Raw genomic sequence first — 21,156 nt, 5'->3', positions numbered from 1 at the left:
GTTAGATACTTGACAGAAAGGTGGCTGTTCACTTGCCTTTGCCTAACTTGGATTCCGTTGAATCAATTCTCGCGATTGTAGTTGTATTTGGGGTACTTGTCTTTGTGCACGAACTAGGACACTTCCTTCTGGCCAAGAAGGCAGGAATCTTATGTCGTGAATTTGCACTGGGAATGGGGCCAAAAATTTTTCGCGTGAAGCGGGGAGAAACGGAATACACCTTACGCCTGTTACCCATCGGTGGTCTCGTTCGCATGGCGGGGGAAGACCCGGAGATGGATATGTTGAAACCGCACATGGAAGTAACCGTGGAGCGGGATGCGTTAGGAAAGGTCACACATATTTTGCTCGATGGGCCAAGTTCTGGTTCTGCTCGTGCGATTACCGGTACGGTGGTACAATTTGATCTGGAGCAAAATTTAAATATCATGCTTGAACTGGATGGAGAGCAAAAGATGTTTGCTGTTCATCCACAGGCTCAACTGGTCAAGGATGGACAAGAAGTACAGATTGCCCCTCTGAACAGACAGTTCAAAGGTAAGACGGTTTCACAACGTTTTTGGGCGATTTTTGCAGGACCTGCAGCCAACTTTTTGCTGGCGTTTGTTTTGTTTATCGTGATCGGCTTCTTGTACGGCGTACCGAATGGCAGCTATCTGGGGAATGTGATCCCGGGAGGACCTGCTGCTCAAGCTGGATTATTGCCAGGTGATAAGGTGATCGCGATTCAAGGTCAGCCTGTATCCTCGTGGAAAGACGTTGTAGAGAAGATTAGCAAAGCACCGGATCAACAATTAACATTTGAGTACGAGCGCAATGGCCAGCGTATGACTGTGCCAGTTAAAGTAGGGAAAGACGAAAACAACGTGGGCAAAATTATGGTAACGAATGCACTCACGTTTGCTCCAGGGGAAGTTCTGAAATCCGGTGCAACCAACACTTACGATTTTACGGTGATGATCCTGAAAAGCTTGGGAATGCTCGTAACTGGGGAATACGGATTGAAGGATTTGAGTGGTCCAGTCGGTATTTTCAAGATGACTGGAGAGGTTGCGCAACAAGGTATGGCGATTCTGTTGAAATGGGCTGCTGTACTGAGCATTAACCTTGGATTGTTCAATTTGTTGCCGTTGCCAGCTTTGGATGGCGGACGTCTCGCATTCTTGGGAGTAGAGGCGCTGCGTGGTCGACCTGTTGACCCGCATAAAGAAGGAATGGTTCATTTCTTGGGCTTTGCCTTTTTGATGTTGCTGATTTTGGTAGTGACTTGGAATGATCTGCAACGATTGTTCTCCTAATCACGTACTAACACGATAGAAAGAAAAACAGACATACCTAAAAGGATGGTGCAAAATGTTCAAGCGCGAGGAGACGAAACCGGTTTTTGTAGGTGGAGTGCAAATCGGGGGCCAAAAAAGCGTAGTCATCCAGTCGATGACGACAGCAGACACGCGTGATGTAGAGAAAACTCTGGCTGAGATTCAGAGACTACACGATGTCGGTTGCCAAATTGTTCGCTTGGCCGTCATCAATGAAGATGCAGCCCGTGCCATCAAAAAAATTAAAGAACGCTCCCCGTTGCCACTCGTTGCCGACATTCATTTCGACCACAAGCTGGCATTGATTGCGCTGGAGAGCGGAATTGATAAAATTCGTATCAACCCAGGAAACATCGGCTCTAAAGAAAAAACGCAACGCGTAGTGGAAGCGTGCCGTGAACGCAATGTTCCGATTCGCATCGGGGTCAACTCCGGTTCTGTTGAGAGAAGACTTTTGGAAAAATATGGTTACCCTTCTCCGGAAGCAATCGTAGAAAGTGCGATCGACCACGTGCAAATTCTGGAAGACTTGAACTACGACAACATCGTCATTTCCTTGAAGTCTTCCGATGTTCCAACAATGATCCAAACCTATTCGTTGATGGCGCAGAAACGCAACTATCCGCTGCACGTCGGTGTAACAGAAGCAGGCACACAGTTTTCTGGTAGCATTAAGTCTTCAGTTGGAATCGGAACAGTATTGTCGATGGGAATCGGTGACACCATCCGCGTATCTCTGACGGCTGATCCCGTTGAAGAAATTAAAGTAGCGAAACAAATCCTTCGCAGCTTGGATATCGTGAATAACGATCCAGTGGTTATTGCATGCCCATCTTGCGGTCGATGCGCCATTGACCTGATCGGCTTGGCAACAAAAGTCGAGGATGCCATTTCGACGCTGAAAGTACCGTTAAAAGTAGCGGTAATGGGTTGTGCGGTAAATGGTCCTGGTGAAGCTCGTGAAGCAGACGTAGGCGTTGCCGGCGGAAATGGCGAGGGCTTGATTTTCCGTAATGGTGAAATTGTTCGGAAAGTAAAAGAAACCGAGTTGTTTGAAGAGCTGATGAAAGAAATTAATGAAATTGTAAACGAGCAAAAACCTACAACTGTAGGGTAATGCACGTTGATTGCTGATAAGGCATAAGGAGGACACGCACGTGTTGAAGCAAAGTCAAATGTTGATCCCTACCCTGCGGGAAGTGCCATCCGACGCGGAGATTGCCAGCCACAAGCTGCTGCTTCGCGCTGGTATGGCCCGCCAATTGGCTTCCGGTATTTATACGTACCTGCCCCTGGCGCTCCGTTCCCTGCACAAAATCCAAGCGATTGTGCGTGAAGAAATGAACAATGCTGGGGGACAAGAGCTGTTGATGCCAGCGATGCAACCAGCTGAGCTGTGGCATCAAACGGGTCGTTGGGATGTATACGGTCCCGAGCTCGTTCGCCTGCGTGACCGTCATGATCGTCCTTTTGCCTTGGGTCCAACCCACGAAGAAGTCATTACGAGTCTCGTGCGTGATGAGATTAACTCTTACAAAAAACTCCCGATCAACCTTTATCAAATTCAAACCAAGTTCCGTGATGAAGTGCGTCCACGCTTCGGTTTGATTCGTTGCCGTGAGTTCATTATGAAGGATGCTTACTCTTTCGATACGTCACAGGAAGGTCTGGATCGCAACTTCCAGGCTATGTATGATGCGTATACGAACATCTTTACCCGTGTAGGCTTGAACTTCCGTGCAGTAGAAGCGGATGCAGGTGCTATCGGCGGAAAAGGCACGTACGAATTCATGGCGTTGTGCGACATTGGGGAAGACACGATTGCTTATTCTGAAGAAGGCGATTATGCGGCCAACTTGGAAAAGGCAGAAGTCGTGTACAAGCCATCTGCAAAGCCAGCAACAGAAGCGCCAGCTTGCGAAAAATTGCATACGCCTGGCACCAAAACGATCGACCAATTGGTACAAGCACTGCAGATCGAAGCAAAGCAAATCATCAAGAGCCTCATTTATCGCGTAGACGACAAGCTGGTTATGGTGTTGGTGCGCGGTGATCATGAGATCAATGAAGTGAAGCTGAAAAATTTGTTTGATGCAACAATCGTAGGACTGGCTTCTGAAGCAGATATCGTTTCGGTAACAGGGGCGCCTGCAGGTTTTGTTGGCCCGGTCGGCATTGATCCTGAAAAAGTGGAAATCATTGCGGACAATTTTGTTCAAGATGTTTATGATGGTGTCGTCGGCGCCAATGAAACAGACTATCATCTGACTCACGTAGTTGCTGGCCGTGATTTCACGGTTTCCCAGTACGCTGACTTGCGCAACATTACTGAAGGCGACGAGTGCCCTCGTACAGGTGGTGTTATCAAGTTTGCACGTGGTGTAGAAGTTGGTCACGTATTCAAGCTGGGCACGAAATACTCCATAGCGATGGGTGCTACGTACCTGGATGAGAACGGTCGCAGTCAACCAATGATCATGGGTTGCTACGGAATCGGTGTATCTCGTACAATTGCGGCAGTGATCGAGCAGAACAATGATGAAAATGGTATCATTTGGCCAGTATCTGTTGCCCCTTTCCATGTGCATGTGATCCCGGTCAATGTTAAAGTAGAAGAGCAACGTCAAGTTAGTGAACAAATTACAGAAGCATTGCGCAAGGCTGGCGTAGAAGTTTTGTTTGACGATCGTCCTGAGCGTGCTGGTGTGAAGTTTAAAGATGCCGATTTGATTGGATTGCCTCTGCGTATTACGGTTTCCGATAAAGCGGCACAAGAAGGAACAGTTGAAGTGCGTATCCGCAAAAACGGTGAAACACATGATGTGAAGCTGGATCAATTGGTCGATGAAGTGAAAGGTCTCTTATCTCGTGTTGACCAAACTGGAGCTGCCTTGTTCGGTAACTAGTTTCATGCAGGAATAAGAAGGATTTTGTCGAATTTTTACGGGGTACTCCCCTAGATTAACGGGGAGTGCCTCTTTTTCTTGTTTGAACGCTCACTTATAGGGAAGGTGGGAAAACCGTGGACCGTTTACAAGAGCAAAAACATCGCTTCTCCCTATTGGTCAAGCAAATGGAAGTTCCTGACGAATGGGTGGAGCGATTTTTTCTTGATGCTCAGATTGAAAAGTTAGAGCTGTATAAGCAAAACAAAGAATGGGTTTTTCACTTTGCCCTCCCAAGAATGATACCTGCGGATGTTTATGCAGCTTTTACCAAGCGATTGACGCATACATTTTCACATCTAGCCAAAGTAGATACCCGATTTCGCTATCACCAAAAGCCGTCTCTCGATCACGTAGTCGAAGAGTATTGGGATGTCTTGCTGGCAGGGATGGAGCCAACTCTGAACTCCTTGGCAGTTACGATGCGTCAAGCGCGTAAGCAAGTCGACCAACAGGAAGTCAAGGTGTACTTGCCAACGGAGATGTCCGTTGAGGTTGCCAAGCGTAAACGAGCGGATAATGAGCTTTTGGCTGCTTTCCAGAAAGCTACCGATTGCTCGATGCGCTTTACTTTCCATGGGGAAGAAAGCGATGATGCGTATAAGGCCTTTGAGGAGCAACGGAAAGAGGAAGAGCGAGCTCTCGTCGAAGTTGTGATGACGGCTGTTCAACAGGAGAGCAAATCGTCTGATAAAGCTGAGGCTGTCACTACGCTCATGATGGGCTATGAAATCAAAGATGCGCCGATCCCGATCTGCGAGATTCAAGATGAGGAACGCCGTATCGTCATCCAAGGAACTGTATTTAACGTAGAAGTCAAAGAGCTTCGCAGTGGACGCCATTTGCTCACGTTTAACGTTTCAGATTATACGGATTCTCTCACGGTGAAGATGTTCTCCCGCGATAAAGAAGACGTGAAAATGCTTGAATTGCTGAAAGACGGCATGTGGGTGAAAGTGCGGGGTAGTGTACAGCATGACACATTTGTACGCGATCTGGTGATGAATGCCAATGATTTGAACCAGATTGAGCAGGTCATTCGCAAGGACCACGCGGAAGAAAAACGTGTTGAGCTCCACTGCCATACGCCTATGAGTGCGCTGGATGCTGTTGCATCTGTAAAATCACTGGTCTCGACGGCAGCAAAGTGGGGTCATAAAGCAATTGCGGTCACTGACCATGGTGTCGTGCAGGCTTTTCCAGAGGCGTATTCCATCGCCAAAAAGAACAACATCAAATGCATTCTCGGTATGGAAGCATACGTAGTCGAGGATGGTATCGATATTGTTTACAACCTGCAAGCAGACAATAATCTTGCCATTGATGAAAATACCGAATACGTCGTGTTTGATACGGAGACGACGGGGTTAAACGCCTCAGAGCATACAATCATCGAGATCGCTGCTGTCAAAATGAAAGGCTCAGAAATTGTCGACCAATGGACCGAGCTGATCGACCCGCAATTGGAAATTGGGCCAAAGACAACCGAGATTACGGGGATTACCAACGAAATGCTCCGCGGGCAAGAGACACTCGATGTGGTACTCCGCAAGTTCAAAGATTTTACTGGTGACGCCATCCTGGTTGCGCATAATGCAGAGTTTGATAAAGCGTTTATTAACGCCTGCGCCAAACGGATTGGCATGGAACCATGGAGCAATCCATTTTTAGATACGCTGCCCTTGGCTCGTTTGATGTACAAAGGAATGCGCAATTATCGTTTGGGATCATTAGCGAAAAAGTTCAATGTCGAGCTCATCAATGCTCACCGTGCGTTAGACGATACTGTGGCCTTGGCTCAAGTGTTCCAGCAAATGCTGAAGGACATAAAAGAAGCGGAAATCAAGTCGCTTGCTGAACTGAATGAAAAAAGCAACGAAGAGGCGGATTACAAGAGTGGGCGTCCATTCCATGTGACGATTCTCGTGCAAAATAAAGAAGGCCTCAAAAACCTGTACAAGCTTGTAAGTCGCTCGCATGTGGAAACATTCTTCCGTTGGCCACGAATTCAGCGAAGCCAGCTGACCAAATACCGCGAAGGCTTGCTCATTGGTACGGCGTGTAAAGACGGGGAACTCATGCAATCAATTCTCCGCGGTAAGTCACCTGAAGAGTTGAGGGAAGTTGCTGCTTTTTACGACTATTTAGAATTACAGCCGATCGCTCATTATTCACCACTGTTGCGAAATGAAGAAATTCCTTCGCTGGAGACGATGAAAGGCTACCATGAAAAGATCGTCGAAATGGGAAAAGAGCTCGGCAAGCTGGTCGTTGCTACAGGGGATGTGCACTTCCTGAATCCCCAAGATGAAATCTTCCGCGATGTTTTCTTATTGTCAAAAGGAGATCCAACCGCAGGCAATCAGCCGCCGCTTTACTTTCATACAACGGAAGAGATGCTAGAGGCGTTCTCCTTTTTGGGGGAAGAGACCGCAAAAGAAATTGTGGTAACAAACACGAATGCCATAGCAGATATGATTGAGGATATTAGTCCGATTCCAGACAAGCTGTACACGCCGATCATTGAAGGGGCGGACGATGAGCTTCGTCAAATGTGCTATGACAAAGCAAGGTCGTTGTATGGTGACCCATTGCCCGAATTGGTCGAGCATCGCTTGGAAAAAGAATTGAACAGTATCATCAAGCACGGCTTCGGTGTGATTTATTTGATTTCGCAGCGTTTGGTAACGAAATCGTTGAATGATGGTTACCTGGTAGGTTCACGTGGGTCTGTAGGCTCGTCTTTTGTTGCGACGATGTCTGAGATTACAGAGGTAAACCCATTACCTCCTCACTATCGCTGTCCAAATTGCAAGCACAGCGAGTTTATTACAGATGGTTCAATCGCCTCTGGGTTTGACTTGGAGGATAAAGCGTGCACAGAATGCGGAACGATGTATGCCAAGGATGGGCAGGACATCCCGTTCGAGACGTTCCTCGGCTTTAAAGGAGATAAAGTACCGGATATTGACTTGAACTTCTCTGGTGATTATCAGCCACGTGCACATAAGTACACACAAGAGCTGTTCGGAGCGGATTACGTTTATCGTGCAGGAACGATTGGTACCGTTGCGGAAAAAACAGCGTATGGCTACGTGCGAAAGTATGCCGATGAACGAGGCATGACGTTGCGCAATGCGGAGATATCCAGGATCGTCAACGGCTGCACAGGCGTAAAAAGGACGACAGGACAGCATCCAGGCGGTATTATCGTAGTACCTGACTACATGGAGATTGAAGACTTTTGTCCAATTCAGTTCCCGGCTGATGATAATGAATCAGAATGGCGCACAACCCATTTCGACTTCCACTCCATTCATGATAACTTGCTGAAACTCGATATCCTGGGACACGATGATCCGACCGTTATTCGTATGTTGCAAGACTTGACGGGAATGGACCCGAAGACGATTCCACTGGATGATAAAAAGACGATGTCCATCTTCAGTACCACCGAAGCGCTGGGAGTCACACCAGAACAAATCGGTACGAACATGGGGACCCTTGGTATCCCGGAGTTTGGAACCAAATTCGTTCGTCAGATGCTAGAAGACACGAAACCGACTACGTTTGCGGAGCTTGTTCAGATTTCTGGACTCTCTCACGGTACGGACGTTTGGTTGAATAACGCTCAGGACTTGATCCGTAACGGCACTTGCAAGCTGCCAGACGTAATTGGTTGTCGTGACGATATCATGGTGTATTTGATCTATAAAGGGCTAGAGCCATCTCGTGCCTTTAAGATCATGGAGTCCGTGCGTAAGGGTAAAGGGGTTCCTGAGGACGATCAGGAAGAAATGCGCAATAATAACGTGCCAGAATGGTATATTCAGTCGTGCCAGCGGATCAAGTACATGTTCCCAAAAGCGCACGCGACCGCTTATGTCATGATGGCAGTGCGGATCGCATACTTCAAGGTTCATCGTCCATTGGAGTTTTACGCGACGTATTTCACTGTTCGCGCAGACGACTTTGATATTCCGCTGATGGTCAAAGGCTCAGCGGCAATCAAGCAAAAGATTGAAGAGATCGAGGGTAAGGGACACGATGCACAGCCAAAAGAAAAGGCATTGCTGACTGTCTTGGAGATGGCGCTGGAGATGGTAGAACGCGGCTTCCGTTTTACCAACGTTGATTTGTACAAATCGGACGCAACGCGCTTCCTGATCGAGGGTGACACTCTGATCGCTCCATTCAACGCCCTACCTGGCTTAGGGACGAACGCAGCGATCAGTATCGTGCAGGCGAGAGAGCAAGGAGAGTTTTTGTCCAAGGAAGACCTCCTATCCCGATCCCGCATATCCAAGACCATTTTGGAGTTCTTAGACGAGCAAGGTGCTTTGAAAGGATTGCCAGAATCCAACCAGCTATCCTTGTTCTAAGGCGTGCAGTCAAGGCTCACAGTCATCCAAAGGTTGTCAGCGGAGGGCTGTTATGCTATAATTTTTTTGGAAATACTGGTTTTATACGCATGGCTGATCGAGAGTGGGGAAACCCACTCTTTCTTTCTGGCTACACCTCATGGTTCAAATGAGAAGGAGGTACTTGCTTGAGCAAGGTAACGAGCATCGTCACTGAACTCGTCACGCCCATTGTTGAAGAAGTGGGTCTGGAGCTGGTTGACATCGAGTACAAAAAGGAAGGCAGCAACTGGTTTCTGCGCGTGTTTATCGACAATGAAACTGGCAACATCGACATTGATGACTGCCGCCTTGTCAGCGAGAAGCTGAGCGAAAAACTAGACGAAGTAGATCCCATCCCTACGGCATACTTTTTAGAAGTATCTTCGCCGGGTGCTGAGCGCCCATTGCGCAAGGATAAGGATTTCACGAAAGCTGTCGGCAGAAATGTGCATATCACAACAAAAGAGCCAATAGAAGGTGCAACCACGTTCGAAGGCGAACTGATATCCTATGAGGATGGCAAGCTGACAGTAAAAGAAGTAAAGAAAACGTATGTAATTTCCCAAGAGCAAATTGACACGGCTAGAATGGCAATTATTTTTTAGTTGTCGCGGCCAGTGTTAGCCCGTGGTAAGTAAAGGAGGAGGCAACGAAAGTCATGAACGGCGATTTTATCGAGGCTTTAGAAGCCATTGAGAGAGAGAAAGGCATCACCAAAGACGTACTGATCGAGGCCATCGAAGCGGCTCTTATCTCTGGATACAAACGTAACTTCAACTCGGCCCAAAATGTGCGGGTGGATGTAAATCGTCATTCAGGTATGGTGCGTGTGTTTGCGCGGAAGAGCGTAGTCGAAGAGGTTTTGGATCCGCGCCTCGAGATCTCTCAAGAAGCAGCACAAGAAATCGATCCTAACTTCCGTCTGGAGGACATCGTAGAAATCGAGGTAACGCCTCGTGATTTCGGTCGTATTGCCGCTCAGACAGCGAAGCAAGTGGTTACGCAGCGCATTCGCGAAGCGGAGCGCGGTTTGATCTACAGCGAGTTTATTGAGCGTGAAGACGATATCGTAACTGGCGTCGTTCAACGTATGGACGCTCGCAATTATTACATTGATCTGGGTAAGGCGGAAGCTGTTATGCCGATCACTGAAAAAATGCCATCCGAAGATTTTAAGTCACAAGATCGTGTGAAGGCATACATCATCAAAGTAGAGAAAACCACTAAAGGACCGCAAATCGTCGTTTCCCGTACTCACCCGGGGCTCTTGAAGCGCCTGTTTGAATTAGAAGTGCCAGAAATATATGACGGTGTGGTTGAAATCAAGTCTGTAGCGCGTGAAGCAGGTGATCGTTCGAAGATCGCTGTTCATTCGATCAACGCAGATGTAGATCCAGTTGGAGCATGTGTGGGTCCAAAGGGCATGCGTGTCCAAACGATCGTTACAGAGCTGAAAGGCGAGAAGATTGACATTGTCCGTTGGTCTGAAGATCCTGCCGAGTACGTAGCCAACGCACTCAGCCCTGCAAAGGTGCTGCATGTTGAGGTCAACGTCACGGAGAAGGTTACACGTGTAATCGTTCCCGATTATCAATTGTCTCTGGCGATTGGTAAGCGTGGTCAAAACGCACGTCTGGCAGCTAAGCTGACTGGCTGGAAAATCGATATTAAGAGCGAGTCCCAAGCCGACCAAGAAGGCATCGCTTATCCGAAAGAAGTAGAGAGCGATGAAGGGACGGACAACGAATAATCATGAAGCAAAAAAAGATCCCGTTGCGTAAGTGCATTGTTTGCCAAGGAATGTTTCCGAAAAAGGAATTAGTCCGCGTCGTCCGGACGCCAGAAGAAGAGATCGTCATTGATCTTACTGGAAGGGCGGCGGGACGCGGTACCTATGTGTGTCGGCAGGAAAGCTGTCTGAAGCCGGATGCGTTCGCATCGGGAAAATGGAAAAAAGTGCTGGAACGTGCCCTCAATATGTCCATCTCCCAAGAAAAGTATGATGCTTTCCGTGAGAAATGGCTGGAGATGATGGGAAAATGATCCCAAAAGCAGCACAACTACTCGGATTGGCGATGCGTGCGAGAAAGATCGTTACCGGGGAGGGGCTAGTCATTACCGCTATTCGTAATGGGCAGGCCCGCCTGGTATTGCTCGCATCAGATGCATCAGACAATACCGCCAAGAAAGTAAAGGATAAATGTTCCTATTACGGTGTCTCATGTGTAACCACTGGCGACCGACATTCATTGGGACACGCAATCGGAAAAGATGGGCGCGTTACCGTGGCGGTAACCGATGGGAAATTGGCCGAAAGCATTCAGCGTCTGCTCACCTAACTTAGAAAGGGTGAAGTATATTTGAAGACACGTGTGTATGAGTATGCCAAACAGCACAACATGAGCAGCAAGGAAATCCTCAATTTGCTAAAACGATTGAATATAGAAGTAGCAAATCATATGAGTATCATGGAAGAAGGGACGATCAAAAGGATCGAGGATCACATGGCCAAATTGCGTTCTGGTGCCAAACCGGAGCAGCGTAATACGTCAAGTGATGCAAGACCCAAACAAACGGAAGATCAACGACGCCCCAACGACTCCAGAGGACAACAGAACAAACCCCAACAACAAGCGGGGCAAGCTCAACCGGTTAGAAATGACAGGCCAAACAGCGATCGCGGAGGAAGCACATCAAACATCAATCGTCCAGTTAACAACAGTGCGAGTGCCAATTCCGATCAGCAAAGTCCTCAACATGGAAAAAATCAGGGGAAGAATCAGGAGAGAAAACCAAACAATATGAGAAGTCAACCCGCAAAGCCGAATGACCGCAAGCCACAAGGTAACCAGCAACGACCACAAGGCCAAGGCCAACAAAGACCACAGAACAATCAGCAACGACCGCAAAACCAACAGCGTCCAGCTCAGAAACCTGCGTCTACCACTCAACCTACTGCTAATCAAACAGAGGGTCGCACTGGTGAAGAGTTTGAAGACAAAGTTAAACTTCCTTCAAACGTAGGTACGGAAAAACGTGAGAAAATCAAAAAGGGTCCACAGACTCAAAAGACTTTTGAAGATAATAAAAAAACTCAGCCGTTCCGTGGTGGTGGTAATAACCGCTACAACAACAACCGCCGTGGCAATAATTCGCGTGGTGGTCAAAAGACACCGCGTCCTGTTTTTGACCCACCAACAAAGATCACATTTACAGAGTCTTTGACTGTAAACGAATTGGCTGTTAAGCTCCGCAAAGAGCCTGCAGAAGTAATCAAAAAGTTGTTTAACTTGGGGATCATGGCAACGATTAACCAATACCTCGATCGCGATGCCATTGAACTCATTTGCACGGATTACGGTATTGAAGTCGAAGAAAAAATCATCATCGATGAGACTAACTTTGAAACGCTGGAAGAAGTAGATGCACCAGAGAGCCTGCTGGAGCGCCCACCAGTTGTTACCATCATGGGTCACGTTGACCACGGGAAAACAACTTTGCTGGACGCGATTCGCTCTACAAACGTAGTAGCGGGAGAAGCAGGCGGAATTACACAGCATATCGGTGCGTACCAAGTTGAGATCAAAGGAAAGAAAATTACTTTCCTCGATACACCAGGTCACGCGGCGTTCACAACGATGCGTGCACGCGGTGCGCAAATCACAGATATTACCATTCTGGTTGTTGCAGCAGATGACGGTGTTATGCCGCAAACCGTAGAGGCAATTAGCCATGCAAAAGCGGCAAATGTTCCAATCATCGTAGCGGTAAACAAGATTGATAAACCAGAAGCCAATATGGATCGTATTAAGCAAGAGTTGACCGAGTATGAGCTGGTTGCCGAAGAGTGGGGCGGCGAGACGATTTTCTCCCCATTGTCTGCAAAGCAACGTACAGGTATTGAAGAACTGCTTGAGTACATCTTGCTCGTATCCGAAGTACAAGAACTGAAAGCAAACCCAGACAAGCGTGCTCGTGGTACTGTAGTGGAAGCAGAGCTTGACAAGGGACGCGGTCCAGTTGCAACCATCCTGGTTCAACAAGGTACACTGCGCGTTGGTGACCCTATCGTAGTAGGCTCTGCTTTCGGACGTGTACGTGCGATGGTGAACGACAAAGGACGCCGTCTGAAAGAAGCTGGTCCATCTACGCCAGTTGAAATCACGGGTCTGAATGATGTTCCACAAGCGGGCGACCAGTTCCGTGTCTTTGAAGATGAGAAGAAAGCCCGCGCGATCGGGGAAGCACGCGCTTCCAAACAGCGTGAATCCGAGCGTCGTGAGAGCTCCCGCGTTTCTTTGGATGATCTGTTCCAACACATCCAAGAAGGCGATATCAAAGAGTTGAACCTGATTGTAAAAGGTGACGTACAAGGTTCTGTAGAAGCTCTGCGCGGTTCTTTGGAAAAAATCGATGTCAACGGCACGCGTGTGAAAATCATTCATACAGGTGCTGGGGCGATTACGGAATCCGATGTTACCTTGGCAAATGCTTCGAATGCCATCATCATTGGTTTCAACGTACGTCCTGAACCGAATGCACGCAGCATGGCTGAACAAGAGAAAATCGACATTCGCCTGCACCGTGTCATCTACACTGTAATCGAAGAGATCGAGTCTGCTCTCAAAGGTATGCTTGATCCAGTCTTCAAAGAAAATATTATCGGTCAAGCTGAGATTCGTGAAGTGTTCAAAGTATCCAAAGTCGGAAACATCGCTGGTTGCTATGTGACTGAAGGTAAATTGAGCCGCGATGCTGGTGCGCGTTTGATCCGTGAAGGCATTGTGATCTATGAAGGTAAACTTGATACCCTCAAGCGCTTCAAAGATGATGCGAAAGACGTTGCAGCTGGCTATGAGTGCGGTCTGACTTTGGAACGCTTCAATGACCTCAAAATCGGCGACGTAATCGAAGCATTCGTCATGGTTGAAGTGAAACAATAATGATAGCAGGTGTGCAGATTGAACTGTTTCTGCCCGCTAGCCAAAACCTGAAAGAAAAACGGGCCATCGTCAAAAGTCTGATCGGCAAGCTGCGGAGCCGATTTCATGTCTCCGCGGCAGAGGTGGCTTATCTCGAGCAATGGCAGCGTACCGTGTTGGGTATCGCTGCCGTTGCTAATGAGATCTCTTTTTTACAACAAGAAATGCAGGCTGTCATTCGATTCGTGGAAAACCATCCAGAGGTAGAGTTGATTCGCGTGGATACGGAATACTACGATTAAAGAGCAGCCAGCGGAGGTGAAAATCGATGAATAAAACACGAATCAGCCGCGTAGGGGAAGAAATCAAAAAAGAACTGAGCCTCGTATTGCAGCGTGGACTTAAAGATCCTCGTGTCGGTTTCGTAACGGTAACAGATGTAGAGGTAAGCAGTGACCTGCAATTGGCAAAGGTTTTTGTCAGCATTTTTGGCAGTGAGGAAGAGCGTAAAGCTTCTCTTGCAGGTTTGACAAAAGCAAAAGGTTATTTGCGTACAGAGATCGGGAAACGCGTAAAGCTGCGTCACATTCCTGATTTTGTATTCAAGCTGGACGAGTCCATTGACTACGGCAGCAAAATTGAATCAATCCTGCGGGAAATCTCCACAGAGGGAGAGAAACAGGATGAATCTTAATCAAATGGCAGTACAGGAAGCGGCGCGGTTTATGCAGGAGCACGACCGCTTCCTGGTTCTCTCTCATGTAAGTCCTGACGGAGATGCTACAGGATCTGCTTTGGGAGTCGTGCTCATGCTCGAGCAATTGGGAAAAGAGTATGTGGTTGTAAACGAAGGGGAAACACCGATCAAGTTTAACTTCTTGCCGCGGTTTGACCGTCTTTATAACCTGCGCAAACAACCACTGAACGAGACGTTCGGGGCCGTAATCGCTGTAGACTGCGCGGATGAGTCGCGGATGGGCGATGTACGGTCTTTATTTGCGTCTGGCGCTGCTTTGCTGAATATCGATCACCATCCGACCAATGATCATTTTGGAACGGTAAATCTGGTTCGTTCGGATGCAGCCGCGACAGCAGAGATTTTGTTTGATGTTGCAGAAGCAGCAGGGGTTTCTTTCAATGAAGAGCTTGCGCTATGCATCTATACCGGTCTTCTGACGGATACAGGCGGTTTCCGCTATTCCAATACATCGCCGCGCGTCATGGAGATCGCTGCTCGATTGCTCGGATACGGTGTGAAACCAGGAGACGTAGCAGAGCGCTGTCTGGAGGAAATCACTTTTGCCCATGTGAAAGTTTTGCGACGCGCGCTCCAAACCTTGCAATTGTCCCATCAAAATTTGGTTGCTTCCATCACTGTTTCAGCCGCAGATTTTGCTGAGGTGGGTGCCGAGCGAGAAGATGCTGGTGGATTGGTGAATTACTGCCGCAACATTGAGGGAATCGAGGTCGGCGTTTCTTTTGTGGAAGCGGAACCGGGAGTGGTCAAGGTGAGCATGCGCGCTCGCGATCGGGTTGACGTAGCTGTCATTGCGAAGCAGCTTGGTGGCGGTGGACACGCAAAAGCAGCAGGATGCACGATTAAAGGACCACTTTCAGAAGTACAGCAAAAAGTATGGACTGTGTTGGACGATGCAGTAGGAGTGAAATTCGATGAGTAACGTGAACGGCGTGTTGGTTATCGACAAGCCAGCTGGTATGACCTCCCATGATTGTGTAGCACGTATTCGTCGATTGTATGGAACGAAAAAAGTGGGGCATACGGGTACACTGGATCCAGATGTGACGGGTGTACTCCCCATTTGTGTGGGACACGCAACGAGGCTAGTTGAATATTTGCAAGAGCTGCCTAAGCGCTATGATGTAGTCATGCGCCTCGGTTCTACGACCACGACGGAAGATGCTTCCGGAGAAGTGGTGGAGCAAGCTAGTGTAGATGCAGCATCGATTACGACGGAGCGTATTCAAGCACTGTTCGAATCCTTTTTGGGTGAAATGGAACAGGTACCTCCGATGTTCTCTGCGGTAAAGGTAAACGGCAAGCGGCTGTACGACCTGGCTCGTGAAGGCACGGTGATCGAGCGGCAGGCACGGAAAGTGATGCTGTATGAGCTGACGCTTCATAAGATCAGCGTGGATGGGGACACTGTCGATGTTGCATTTACGTGCACGTGCTCCAAAGGCACATACATGCGCACCTTATGTGTTGACCTCGGACGCGCTCTGGGTTATCCTGCCCATATGAAGCTGTTGCGGCGAATAAAAAGCGGCCCGTTCCAGGAGCAAGAGGCAATCCCCCTCCAGCAAATTGAGGAACAGGCAGCAAACGGGGAAGACATTTCCCGCTACTTGGTCTCCATCCCTCAGGCAATCTCGTTCTTACCGTCGTTTCAGGTCAAGCCAGAACGAATCAAAGCAGTACGTAATGGACTTGCGACTGCGCTTCCAGGCGTCACTGCGGAGGAAGGAAGTTTGATTTGCTTGTTTGCGGGGGAAGAATTACTTGGCATCCATCGCGTATGCCGTGGAGACAAAGGACTTTTCGCCAAACCAGAAAAAGTCTTTCCAGCCGAGGTGTAATCCGTGAAAACGATCTACCTGACATACCCGTTTCCGTCTGACCTGCAAGCGAATCCTTGTGCGATTGCACTGGGGTACTTTGATGGTGTACATATTGGGCATCGCCGTGTAATTCAAAAGGCGATTGATACAGCGAAAGCAAACGGATGGCAAAGTACGGTAGTGACCTTTGATCCGCATCCTCGAGAAGTATTGGGGCAAAGCGGTTATACCCGCTATTTGACACCACTTGCAGACAAGCTCGAGCAATTCGAAAAGATGGGCGTAGACACCACTTATGTGATGAAATTCGATATTAGCTTTGCGGCTATTTATCCAGAAGATTTCATCGCAGAGTGCCTTCTCCCATTGGAATGCCGCCATATTGTCGTTGGCTTCGACTACACCTTTGGTTATCGCGGGATGGGGACTGCCCATACCCTGCAAGAAATGAGCAAAGGTCGTTATGGGCTCGACATAGTGGGTCCGGTAAATCTCTTGGGTGAAAAAGTGAGCAGTACAATCATCCGTGAATATCTTCATCATGGGGATGTCGAGCAGGTTCGCCATTTGCTAGGCCGCTCCTACAAAGTGCGCGGGACAGTCGTGCATGGTGACAAACGCGGTCGAACCATCGGCTTTCCTACAGCGAATGTCCAAGTGAATCAGCCGTACTTGATCGGAAAGAATGGGGTCTACGGTGTTCGCTTTACCGTGGATGAAAAAAGCTACTATGGCGTCATGAACGTAGGGATCAAGCCTACATTCGAACTGGAGAAAAAAGAAAAGTCACTAGAAGTGCACATTTTTGAGTTCTCTGGTGAAATCTATGACAAAGAAGTAGAAGTAGAGTTCCTGTTCTACATTCGCGAAGAACAGAAATTTGCTGGAGTCGATGCACTCATCGCGCAAATTGGACGAGATGTACAAACGGCGAAGCAAAAATTTGCAGAGGGAACCTCGTAAACGATTCTCTTTGCTTTTCACAAAATGGTATGCTATAATTCAAAACGTTGTACAGATAACCGTAGCTTGGCTGACCGATTCTCACCGACGGCAGACTCGGCGAACGGTATAAAAAATGAGGAGGTGAGTCATGATGGCATTGACTCAAGAACGTAAAACTCAACTGATTCAAGAGTTCCGTACTCATGAGAACGACACCGGTTCACCGGAAGTGCAAATCGCTATCTTGACCGAAAACATTAACAATCTGAACGGACACTTGCGTACGCACAAGAAAGATCACCACAGCCGTCGTGGTCTCTTGAAAATGGTTGGTCAACGTCGTAACCTGTTGACATACCTGCGTGAAGCAGATGTTCAACGCTATCGTTCGGTTGTAGACCGCCTTGGTCTGCGCCGCTAATCAGCGTCTTGTAAAAAGCGGGTTCTGCCCGCTTTTTCTATCGTGTAGGAGGGTTTAGCGTAGAAATGCGCTAAGCCCATCCGAAACGAGTAAAAAGGCTTGTGTCCTATCTGGTAGATTTAATTAGCTTCAAAAGAAGCTTTTTTTATTATCTAGAAAGACTGCCAAAGGTAACCATTTAATTTTTATCATGGCAGGAAATAATACATATAGGTAGAAAACAAAGTGTGAAATGCACATTGTTGTGAAGGAGGACTGCTAGCATCATGGAGCAACAATACCGTACATATGACTTCGAACTGGCAGGCCGAAAACTGACCCTGGAATTTGGCAAAATGGCTAAACAGGCGCATGGTTCGGTCTTGGTTCGTTACGGCGATACAGCAATCCTGTCCGCAGTTACAGTCTCGAAGGAACCAAAACCACTTGATTTCTTTCCATTGACTGTCAACTATGAGGAGCGGCTCTACGCGGTCGGGAAAATTCCTGGCGGCTTTATTAAAAGAGAAGGACGTCCAAGCGAAAAGGCAATTTTGGCTAGCCGCTTGATTGACCGCCCTGTCCGCCCTCTTTTTGCAGAAGGATTCCGTAACGACGTACAAATCGTAAATACTGTTCTGTCTGTGGATCAAGACTGCTCGCCTGAAATCGCCGCGATGATCGGTACTTCCGCAGCGCTATGCGTTTCGGAGATTCCTTTTGAAGGTCCGATTGCAGGCGTAATCGTAGGACGAATTGACGGGGAGTTCGTCATTAACCCTACTGTAGCTCAAGCGGAGAAAAGCGATATTCACCTGACTGTCGCAGGTACGCACAAAGCGATTAACATGGTGGAAGCAGCTGCGAACCAAGTATCGGAAGCAGTAATGCTCGAAGCGATCATGGCTGGTCATGACGTTATTAAGCAACTGGTAGAATTCCAGAACATGATCGTGTCCGAAATTGGCAAGCAAAAGATGGAAGTCATCTTGCATGAGGTGGATCCTGAAATCGATCAAGCTGTGCGTGAATTTGCGGAAGCTCGCCTGAAAGAAGCTGTTCGCATCGAAGAAAAACAAGCACGCTACGATGCTATTGACGATATCAAGGCAGAAACCAAAGAGCATTTTGCAGCCAAGGACCCTGAGGCATATCCAGAGCAGGAAAAGATGATTAGCGAAGTACTTGGCAATATTGTCAAGGATGAAGTTCGCCGTCTGATTACTGACGAGAAAGTTCGCCCTGATGGACGCGCTCTGAACGAAATTCGTCCGCTGTCCAGTGAGACAACCATTCTTTCCCGTACACATGGCTCTGCTATGTTTACCCGTGGTCAGACGCAAGCGCTGAGCGTTTGCACATTGGGCGCGCTGGGAGATGTTCAAATTCTCGATGGACTCGGTCTGGAAGAATCGAAGCGTTTCATGCATCACTACAACTTCCCGCCGTATAGCGTGGGTGAAGCACGTCCGTTGCGTCCTCCGGGCCGTCGTGAAATCGGACACGGTGCATTGGGTGAGCGTGCAATCGAGCCAATCATTCCATCAGAGGTAGAGTTCCCATACACGATTCGTCTCGTATCCGAAGTAATTGAATCCAACGGTTCCACATCGCAAGCGTCGATTTGCGCGAGCGTACTTGCCTTGATGGATGCAGGTGTACCGATCAAAGCACCGGTAGCAGGTATTGCGATGGGCTTGATCATGAGCAAAGATGAGAAATCTTTCTCGATCCTGACTGATATTCAAGGTATGGAAGATCATTTGGGAGACATGGATTTCAAAGTAGCAGGTACAGAGGCTGGTGTAACAGCTATCCAAATGGACATCAAAATTTCCGGTATCAACCGTGAGATTTTAGAGCTGGCCTTGGAGCAAGCGCGTGTAGGTCGTTTGCACATCCTGAACCATATGATGAGCACGATTTCCGAACCGCGTAAAGAACTGTCACCTTATGCACCAAAAATCATGACCATGACGATCAATCCGGAGAAAATTCGCGATGTAATCGGTCCACAAGGTCGTGTCATCAATAAGATTATCGAAGAAACCGGCGTAAAAATCGACATTGAACAAGATGGACGAGTCTTTATCGCATCCATCAACCACGAAGCGAATCTGCGCGCGAAACAAATCATTGAAGATCTGGTTCGTGAGGTAGCTGTTGGTCAGGTGTACCTGGGAACAGTAAAACGCGTAGAGAAGTACGGTGCGTTCATCGAGTTGTTCGCAGGTAAAGAGGGCTTGTGCCACATCTCTCAACTGGCTGAAGAGCGTGTAGCCAAAACAGAAGATGTTGTCGCAGTTGGTGATAAAGTACAAGTGAAAGTGACCGAGATCGACGACCAAGGTCGTGTGAATCTCTCTCGCAAAGCAGTTTTGAAAGAGCAAGCTGCTGCGGAACAAGCTGCTGAAACACCAACAAAAGCAGAATAAAGAAAAACAAAAGGCTTCGTCACTCGAAGAAATTCGTGTACGGAAGCTTTTTTCTTTTATGTGCCAGATGCTCCCGATTCGTAAGTCTAAGTCGTTCCTTCCTCTCATACATTGGACAAGAGAGACTCGTACGATCGATAGAGGAGGGCGACGCCCTAATGACGAATAGGACCAGGAGACTTTTGTTCATCGTTATATATGGAGTAGCGCTGATCGTTCTCTTGAATTATCAGCCTATTCATCATTACATCAGTACGATCAAAAATGTCCAAGTGATTGGAGATCGTAACGAAAACGAAAAAGCGCGTTTACGGGCGGAGATTGAAAAGTGGAAAGAGGGCAGAGAGGAACAGCCGATAGATGCCGTCCTCGATCAGACGTGGAAGGCGATTCCGGGATATAATGGCCGTGTAGTGGATGTAGAAGAATCAATCAATAAAATGCTGGCTGCTGGTGTGTCCAGTCCAGATTTGCTGGTATACAAGGAAGTACCTCCAGCGGTTTCGCTTGAGCAATTGGGAGCACATCCTATCTATCGAGGAAATCCGAATAAACCAGCGATTTCTTTCATGATCAACGTGGCTTGGGGAAATGAGTATCTTGATTCAATGCTCAATACACTCGATAAACACAAGGTAAAGACGACCTTCTTTTTTGATGGCTCTTGGGTAAAACGTTACCCAGAAGAAGCAAAAAAAATCTTGGCACGTGGCCATGAGATTGGTAATCATGCGTATTCTCATCCAGATATGAACACACTGGGGACACAGAGAATTCATCAAGAAATAAGTCGTACGCAAGATGTTATTTATAAAACGCTGGAAGTGAAGCCTTCACTATTCGCACCGCCATCTGGTGCTTTTAACCAGCGCGTTGTACAAATCGCGCATTCGTCATATCAAATGAAGACGATTCTATGGACGGCAGATACGGTAGACTGGCAGAAACCTTCGCCTGCTTCTGTAATCAATAAAATAAGCCGGAAAATGGGGAACGGTGTCCTCGTACTCATGCATCCTACTTCTACCTCCGAGGCCAGTTTAGATCAACTTCTAACGATCGCCAAAAAGAAGGGGCTACAGCCGACGACTGTTTCAGAGGTTATATCGAGTCGTAGACTCCCGTCACCGTAAATACATGTTCATTTATTGTGGAGACAAAGGAAGTTTGCTATAGTTAGACGTGTTTACAAGAAATTCCCCGAGGT

At 47.8% G+C, this 21,156-nt stretch carries 17 protein-coding genes; all 17 read left to right on the top strand.

The annotated features are described in order from the left end of the window. Nucleotides 1–32 precede the first annotated feature (32 nt). The 17 genes from rseP to ACKKE8_RS18130 all read left to right on the top strand — a co-directional run bounded on the left by rseP (nucleotide 33) and on the right by ACKKE8_RS18130 (nucleotide 21,082). Complete coding sequence (rseP, locus tag ACKKE8_RS18210; RefSeq protein WP_409174302.1) at nucleotides 33–1,298, top strand: RIP metalloprotease RseP; 1,266 nt, start codon at nucleotides 33–35, stop codon at nucleotides 1,296–1,298. 55 nt (nucleotides 1,299–1,353) lie between these two features. After that, a complete protein-coding gene (ispG, locus tag ACKKE8_RS18205) occupies nucleotides 1,354–2,436 on the top strand; it encodes a flavodoxin-dependent (E)-4-hydroxy-3-methylbut-2-enyl-diphosphate synthase (protein ID WP_007719240.1) in 1,083 nt (360 codons plus the stop codon). A 43-nt stretch (nucleotides 2,437–2,479) separates the two neighbouring features. Next, nucleotides 2,480–4,225 (top strand): proline--tRNA ligase, encoded by a 1,746-nt coding sequence (locus ACKKE8_RS18200; RefSeq protein ID WP_409179155.1) that lies wholly within the window; start codon nucleotides 2,480–2,482, stop codon nucleotides 4,223–4,225. A gap of 116 nt (nucleotides 4,226–4,341) precedes the next feature. Continuing rightward, entirely contained in the window at nucleotides 4,342–8,646 is a 4,305-nt protein-coding gene (locus tag ACKKE8_RS18195; RefSeq protein ID WP_409174301.1) for a PolC-type DNA polymerase III, read from the top strand. Between the two features lie 167 nt (nucleotides 8,647–8,813). After that, on the top strand, nucleotides 8,814–9,272 hold the full coding sequence (gene rimP, locus ACKKE8_RS18190; protein WP_409174300.1) for a ribosome maturation factor RimP: 459 nt from the start codon (nucleotides 8,814–8,816) through the stop codon (nucleotides 9,270–9,272). A gap of 53 nt (nucleotides 9,273–9,325) precedes the next feature. Continuing rightward, nucleotides 9,326–10,417 carry a transcription termination factor NusA gene (gene nusA / locus ACKKE8_RS18185; protein WP_106653488.1) on the top strand — a complete coding sequence of 364 codons (1,092 nt, stop codon included), beginning with the start codon at nucleotides 9,326–9,328 and terminating at the stop codon, nucleotides 10,415–10,417. Nucleotides 10,418–10,419: 2 nt separating this feature from the next. Continuing rightward, nucleotides 10,420–10,710 (top strand): RNase P modulator RnpM, encoded by a 291-nt coding sequence (gene rnpM / locus ACKKE8_RS18180; RefSeq protein WP_017249292.1) that lies wholly within the window; start codon nucleotides 10,420–10,422, stop codon nucleotides 10,708–10,710. Next, nucleotides 10,707–11,006 carry a YlxQ family RNA-binding protein gene (locus ACKKE8_RS18175; RefSeq protein WP_144614594.1) on the top strand — a complete coding sequence of 100 codons (300 nt, stop codon included), beginning with the start codon at nucleotides 10,707–10,709 and terminating at the stop codon, nucleotides 11,004–11,006. The genes rnpM and ACKKE8_RS18175 overlap by 4 nt, the downstream gene beginning before the upstream one ends. A 21-nt stretch (nucleotides 11,007–11,027) precedes the next feature. Further along, complete coding sequence (gene infB, locus ACKKE8_RS18170; RefSeq protein WP_409174299.1) at nucleotides 11,028–13,610, top strand: translation initiation factor IF-2; 2,583 nt, start codon at nucleotides 11,028–11,030, stop codon at nucleotides 13,608–13,610. Beyond that, nucleotides 13,610–13,891 (top strand): DUF503 domain-containing protein, encoded by a 282-nt coding sequence (locus tag ACKKE8_RS18165; RefSeq protein WP_016743352.1) that lies wholly within the window; start codon nucleotides 13,610–13,612, stop codon nucleotides 13,889–13,891. Before infB ends, ACKKE8_RS18165 begins: the two co-directional genes overlap by 1 nt. A 26-nt stretch (nucleotides 13,892–13,917) precedes the next feature. Next, nucleotides 13,918–14,283 carry a 30S ribosome-binding factor RbfA gene (rbfA, locus tag ACKKE8_RS18160; RefSeq protein ID WP_007719226.1) on the top strand — a complete coding sequence of 122 codons (366 nt, stop codon included), beginning with the start codon at nucleotides 13,918–13,920 and terminating at the stop codon, nucleotides 14,281–14,283. Continuing rightward, nucleotides 14,273–15,268 (top strand): DHH family phosphoesterase, encoded by a 996-nt coding sequence (locus ACKKE8_RS18155; protein WP_409174298.1) that lies wholly within the window; start codon nucleotides 14,273–14,275, stop codon nucleotides 15,266–15,268. The genes rbfA and ACKKE8_RS18155 overlap by 11 nt, the downstream gene beginning before the upstream one ends. Then, nucleotides 15,261–16,187, top strand: coding sequence for a tRNA pseudouridine(55) synthase TruB (gene truB / locus ACKKE8_RS18150; RefSeq protein WP_409174297.1), 927 nt, complete (start codon nucleotides 15,261–15,263; stop codon nucleotides 16,185–16,187). Before ACKKE8_RS18155 ends, truB begins: the two co-directional genes overlap by 8 nt. A 3-nt stretch (nucleotides 16,188–16,190) precedes the next feature. Then, nucleotides 16,191–17,132, top strand: coding sequence for a bifunctional riboflavin kinase/FAD synthetase (locus ACKKE8_RS18145; protein ID WP_409174296.1), 942 nt, complete (start codon nucleotides 16,191–16,193; stop codon nucleotides 17,130–17,132). Between the two features lie 133 nt (nucleotides 17,133–17,265). Then, nucleotides 17,266–17,535, top strand: coding sequence for a 30S ribosomal protein S15 (gene rpsO, locus ACKKE8_RS18140; protein WP_015891708.1), 270 nt, complete (start codon nucleotides 17,266–17,268; stop codon nucleotides 17,533–17,535). A gap of 266 nt (nucleotides 17,536–17,801) precedes the next feature. After that, entirely contained in the window at nucleotides 17,802–19,949 is a 2,148-nt protein-coding gene (pnp, locus tag ACKKE8_RS18135; RefSeq protein WP_409174295.1) for a polyribonucleotide nucleotidyltransferase, read from the top strand. A gap of 158 nt (nucleotides 19,950–20,107) precedes the next feature. After that, nucleotides 20,108–21,082 (top strand): polysaccharide deacetylase family protein, encoded by a 975-nt coding sequence (locus tag ACKKE8_RS18130; protein WP_409174294.1) that lies wholly within the window; start codon nucleotides 20,108–20,110, stop codon nucleotides 21,080–21,082. Nucleotides 21,083–21,156: the final 74 nt, after the last annotated feature.

It is taken from the genome of Brevibacillus fortis (genome assembly GCF_046196545.1).
GTDB lineage: Bacteria > Bacillota > Bacilli > Brevibacillales > Brevibacillaceae > Brevibacillus > Brevibacillus fortis_A.
This window is presented reverse-complemented; position numbering and strand designations above follow the sequence as displayed.

Excerpts from the sequence above, each read along its gene's own strand:
- ispG (WP_007719240.1), top strand. The coding sequence starts at position 1,354 with ATGTTCAAGCGCGAGGAGACGAAACCGGTTTTTGTAGGTGGAGTGCAA.
- nusA (WP_106653488.1), top strand. The coding sequence starts at position 9,326 with ATGAACGGCGATTTTATCGAGGCTTTAGAAGCCATTGAGAGAGAGAAA.
- rnpM (WP_017249292.1), top strand. The coding sequence starts at position 10,420 with ATGAAGCAAAAAAAGATCCCGTTGCGTAAGTGCATTGTTTGCCAAGGA.
- ACKKE8_RS18175 (WP_144614594.1), top strand. The coding sequence starts at position 10,707 with ATGATCCCAAAAGCAGCACAACTACTCGGATTGGCGATGCGTGCGAGA.
- ACKKE8_RS18165 (WP_016743352.1), top strand. The coding sequence starts at position 13,610 with ATGATAGCAGGTGTGCAGATTGAACTGTTTCTGCCCGCTAGCCAAAAC.
- rbfA (WP_007719226.1), top strand. The coding sequence starts at position 13,918 with ATGAATAAAACACGAATCAGCCGCGTAGGGGAAGAAATCAAAAAAGAA.
- ACKKE8_RS18155 (WP_409174298.1), top strand. The coding sequence starts at position 14,273 with ATGAATCTTAATCAAATGGCAGTACAGGAAGCGGCGCGGTTTATGCAG.
- truB (WP_409174297.1), top strand. The coding sequence starts at position 15,261 with ATGAGTAACGTGAACGGCGTGTTGGTTATCGACAAGCCAGCTGGTATG.
- rpsO (WP_015891708.1), top strand. The coding sequence starts at position 17,266 with ATGGCATTGACTCAAGAACGTAAAACTCAACTGATTCAAGAGTTCCGT.
- pnp (WP_409174295.1), top strand. The coding sequence starts at position 17,802 with ATGGAGCAACAATACCGTACATATGACTTCGAACTGGCAGGCCGAAAA.
- ACKKE8_RS18130 (WP_409174294.1), top strand. The coding sequence starts at position 20,108 with ATGACGAATAGGACCAGGAGACTTTTGTTCATCGTTATATATGGAGTA.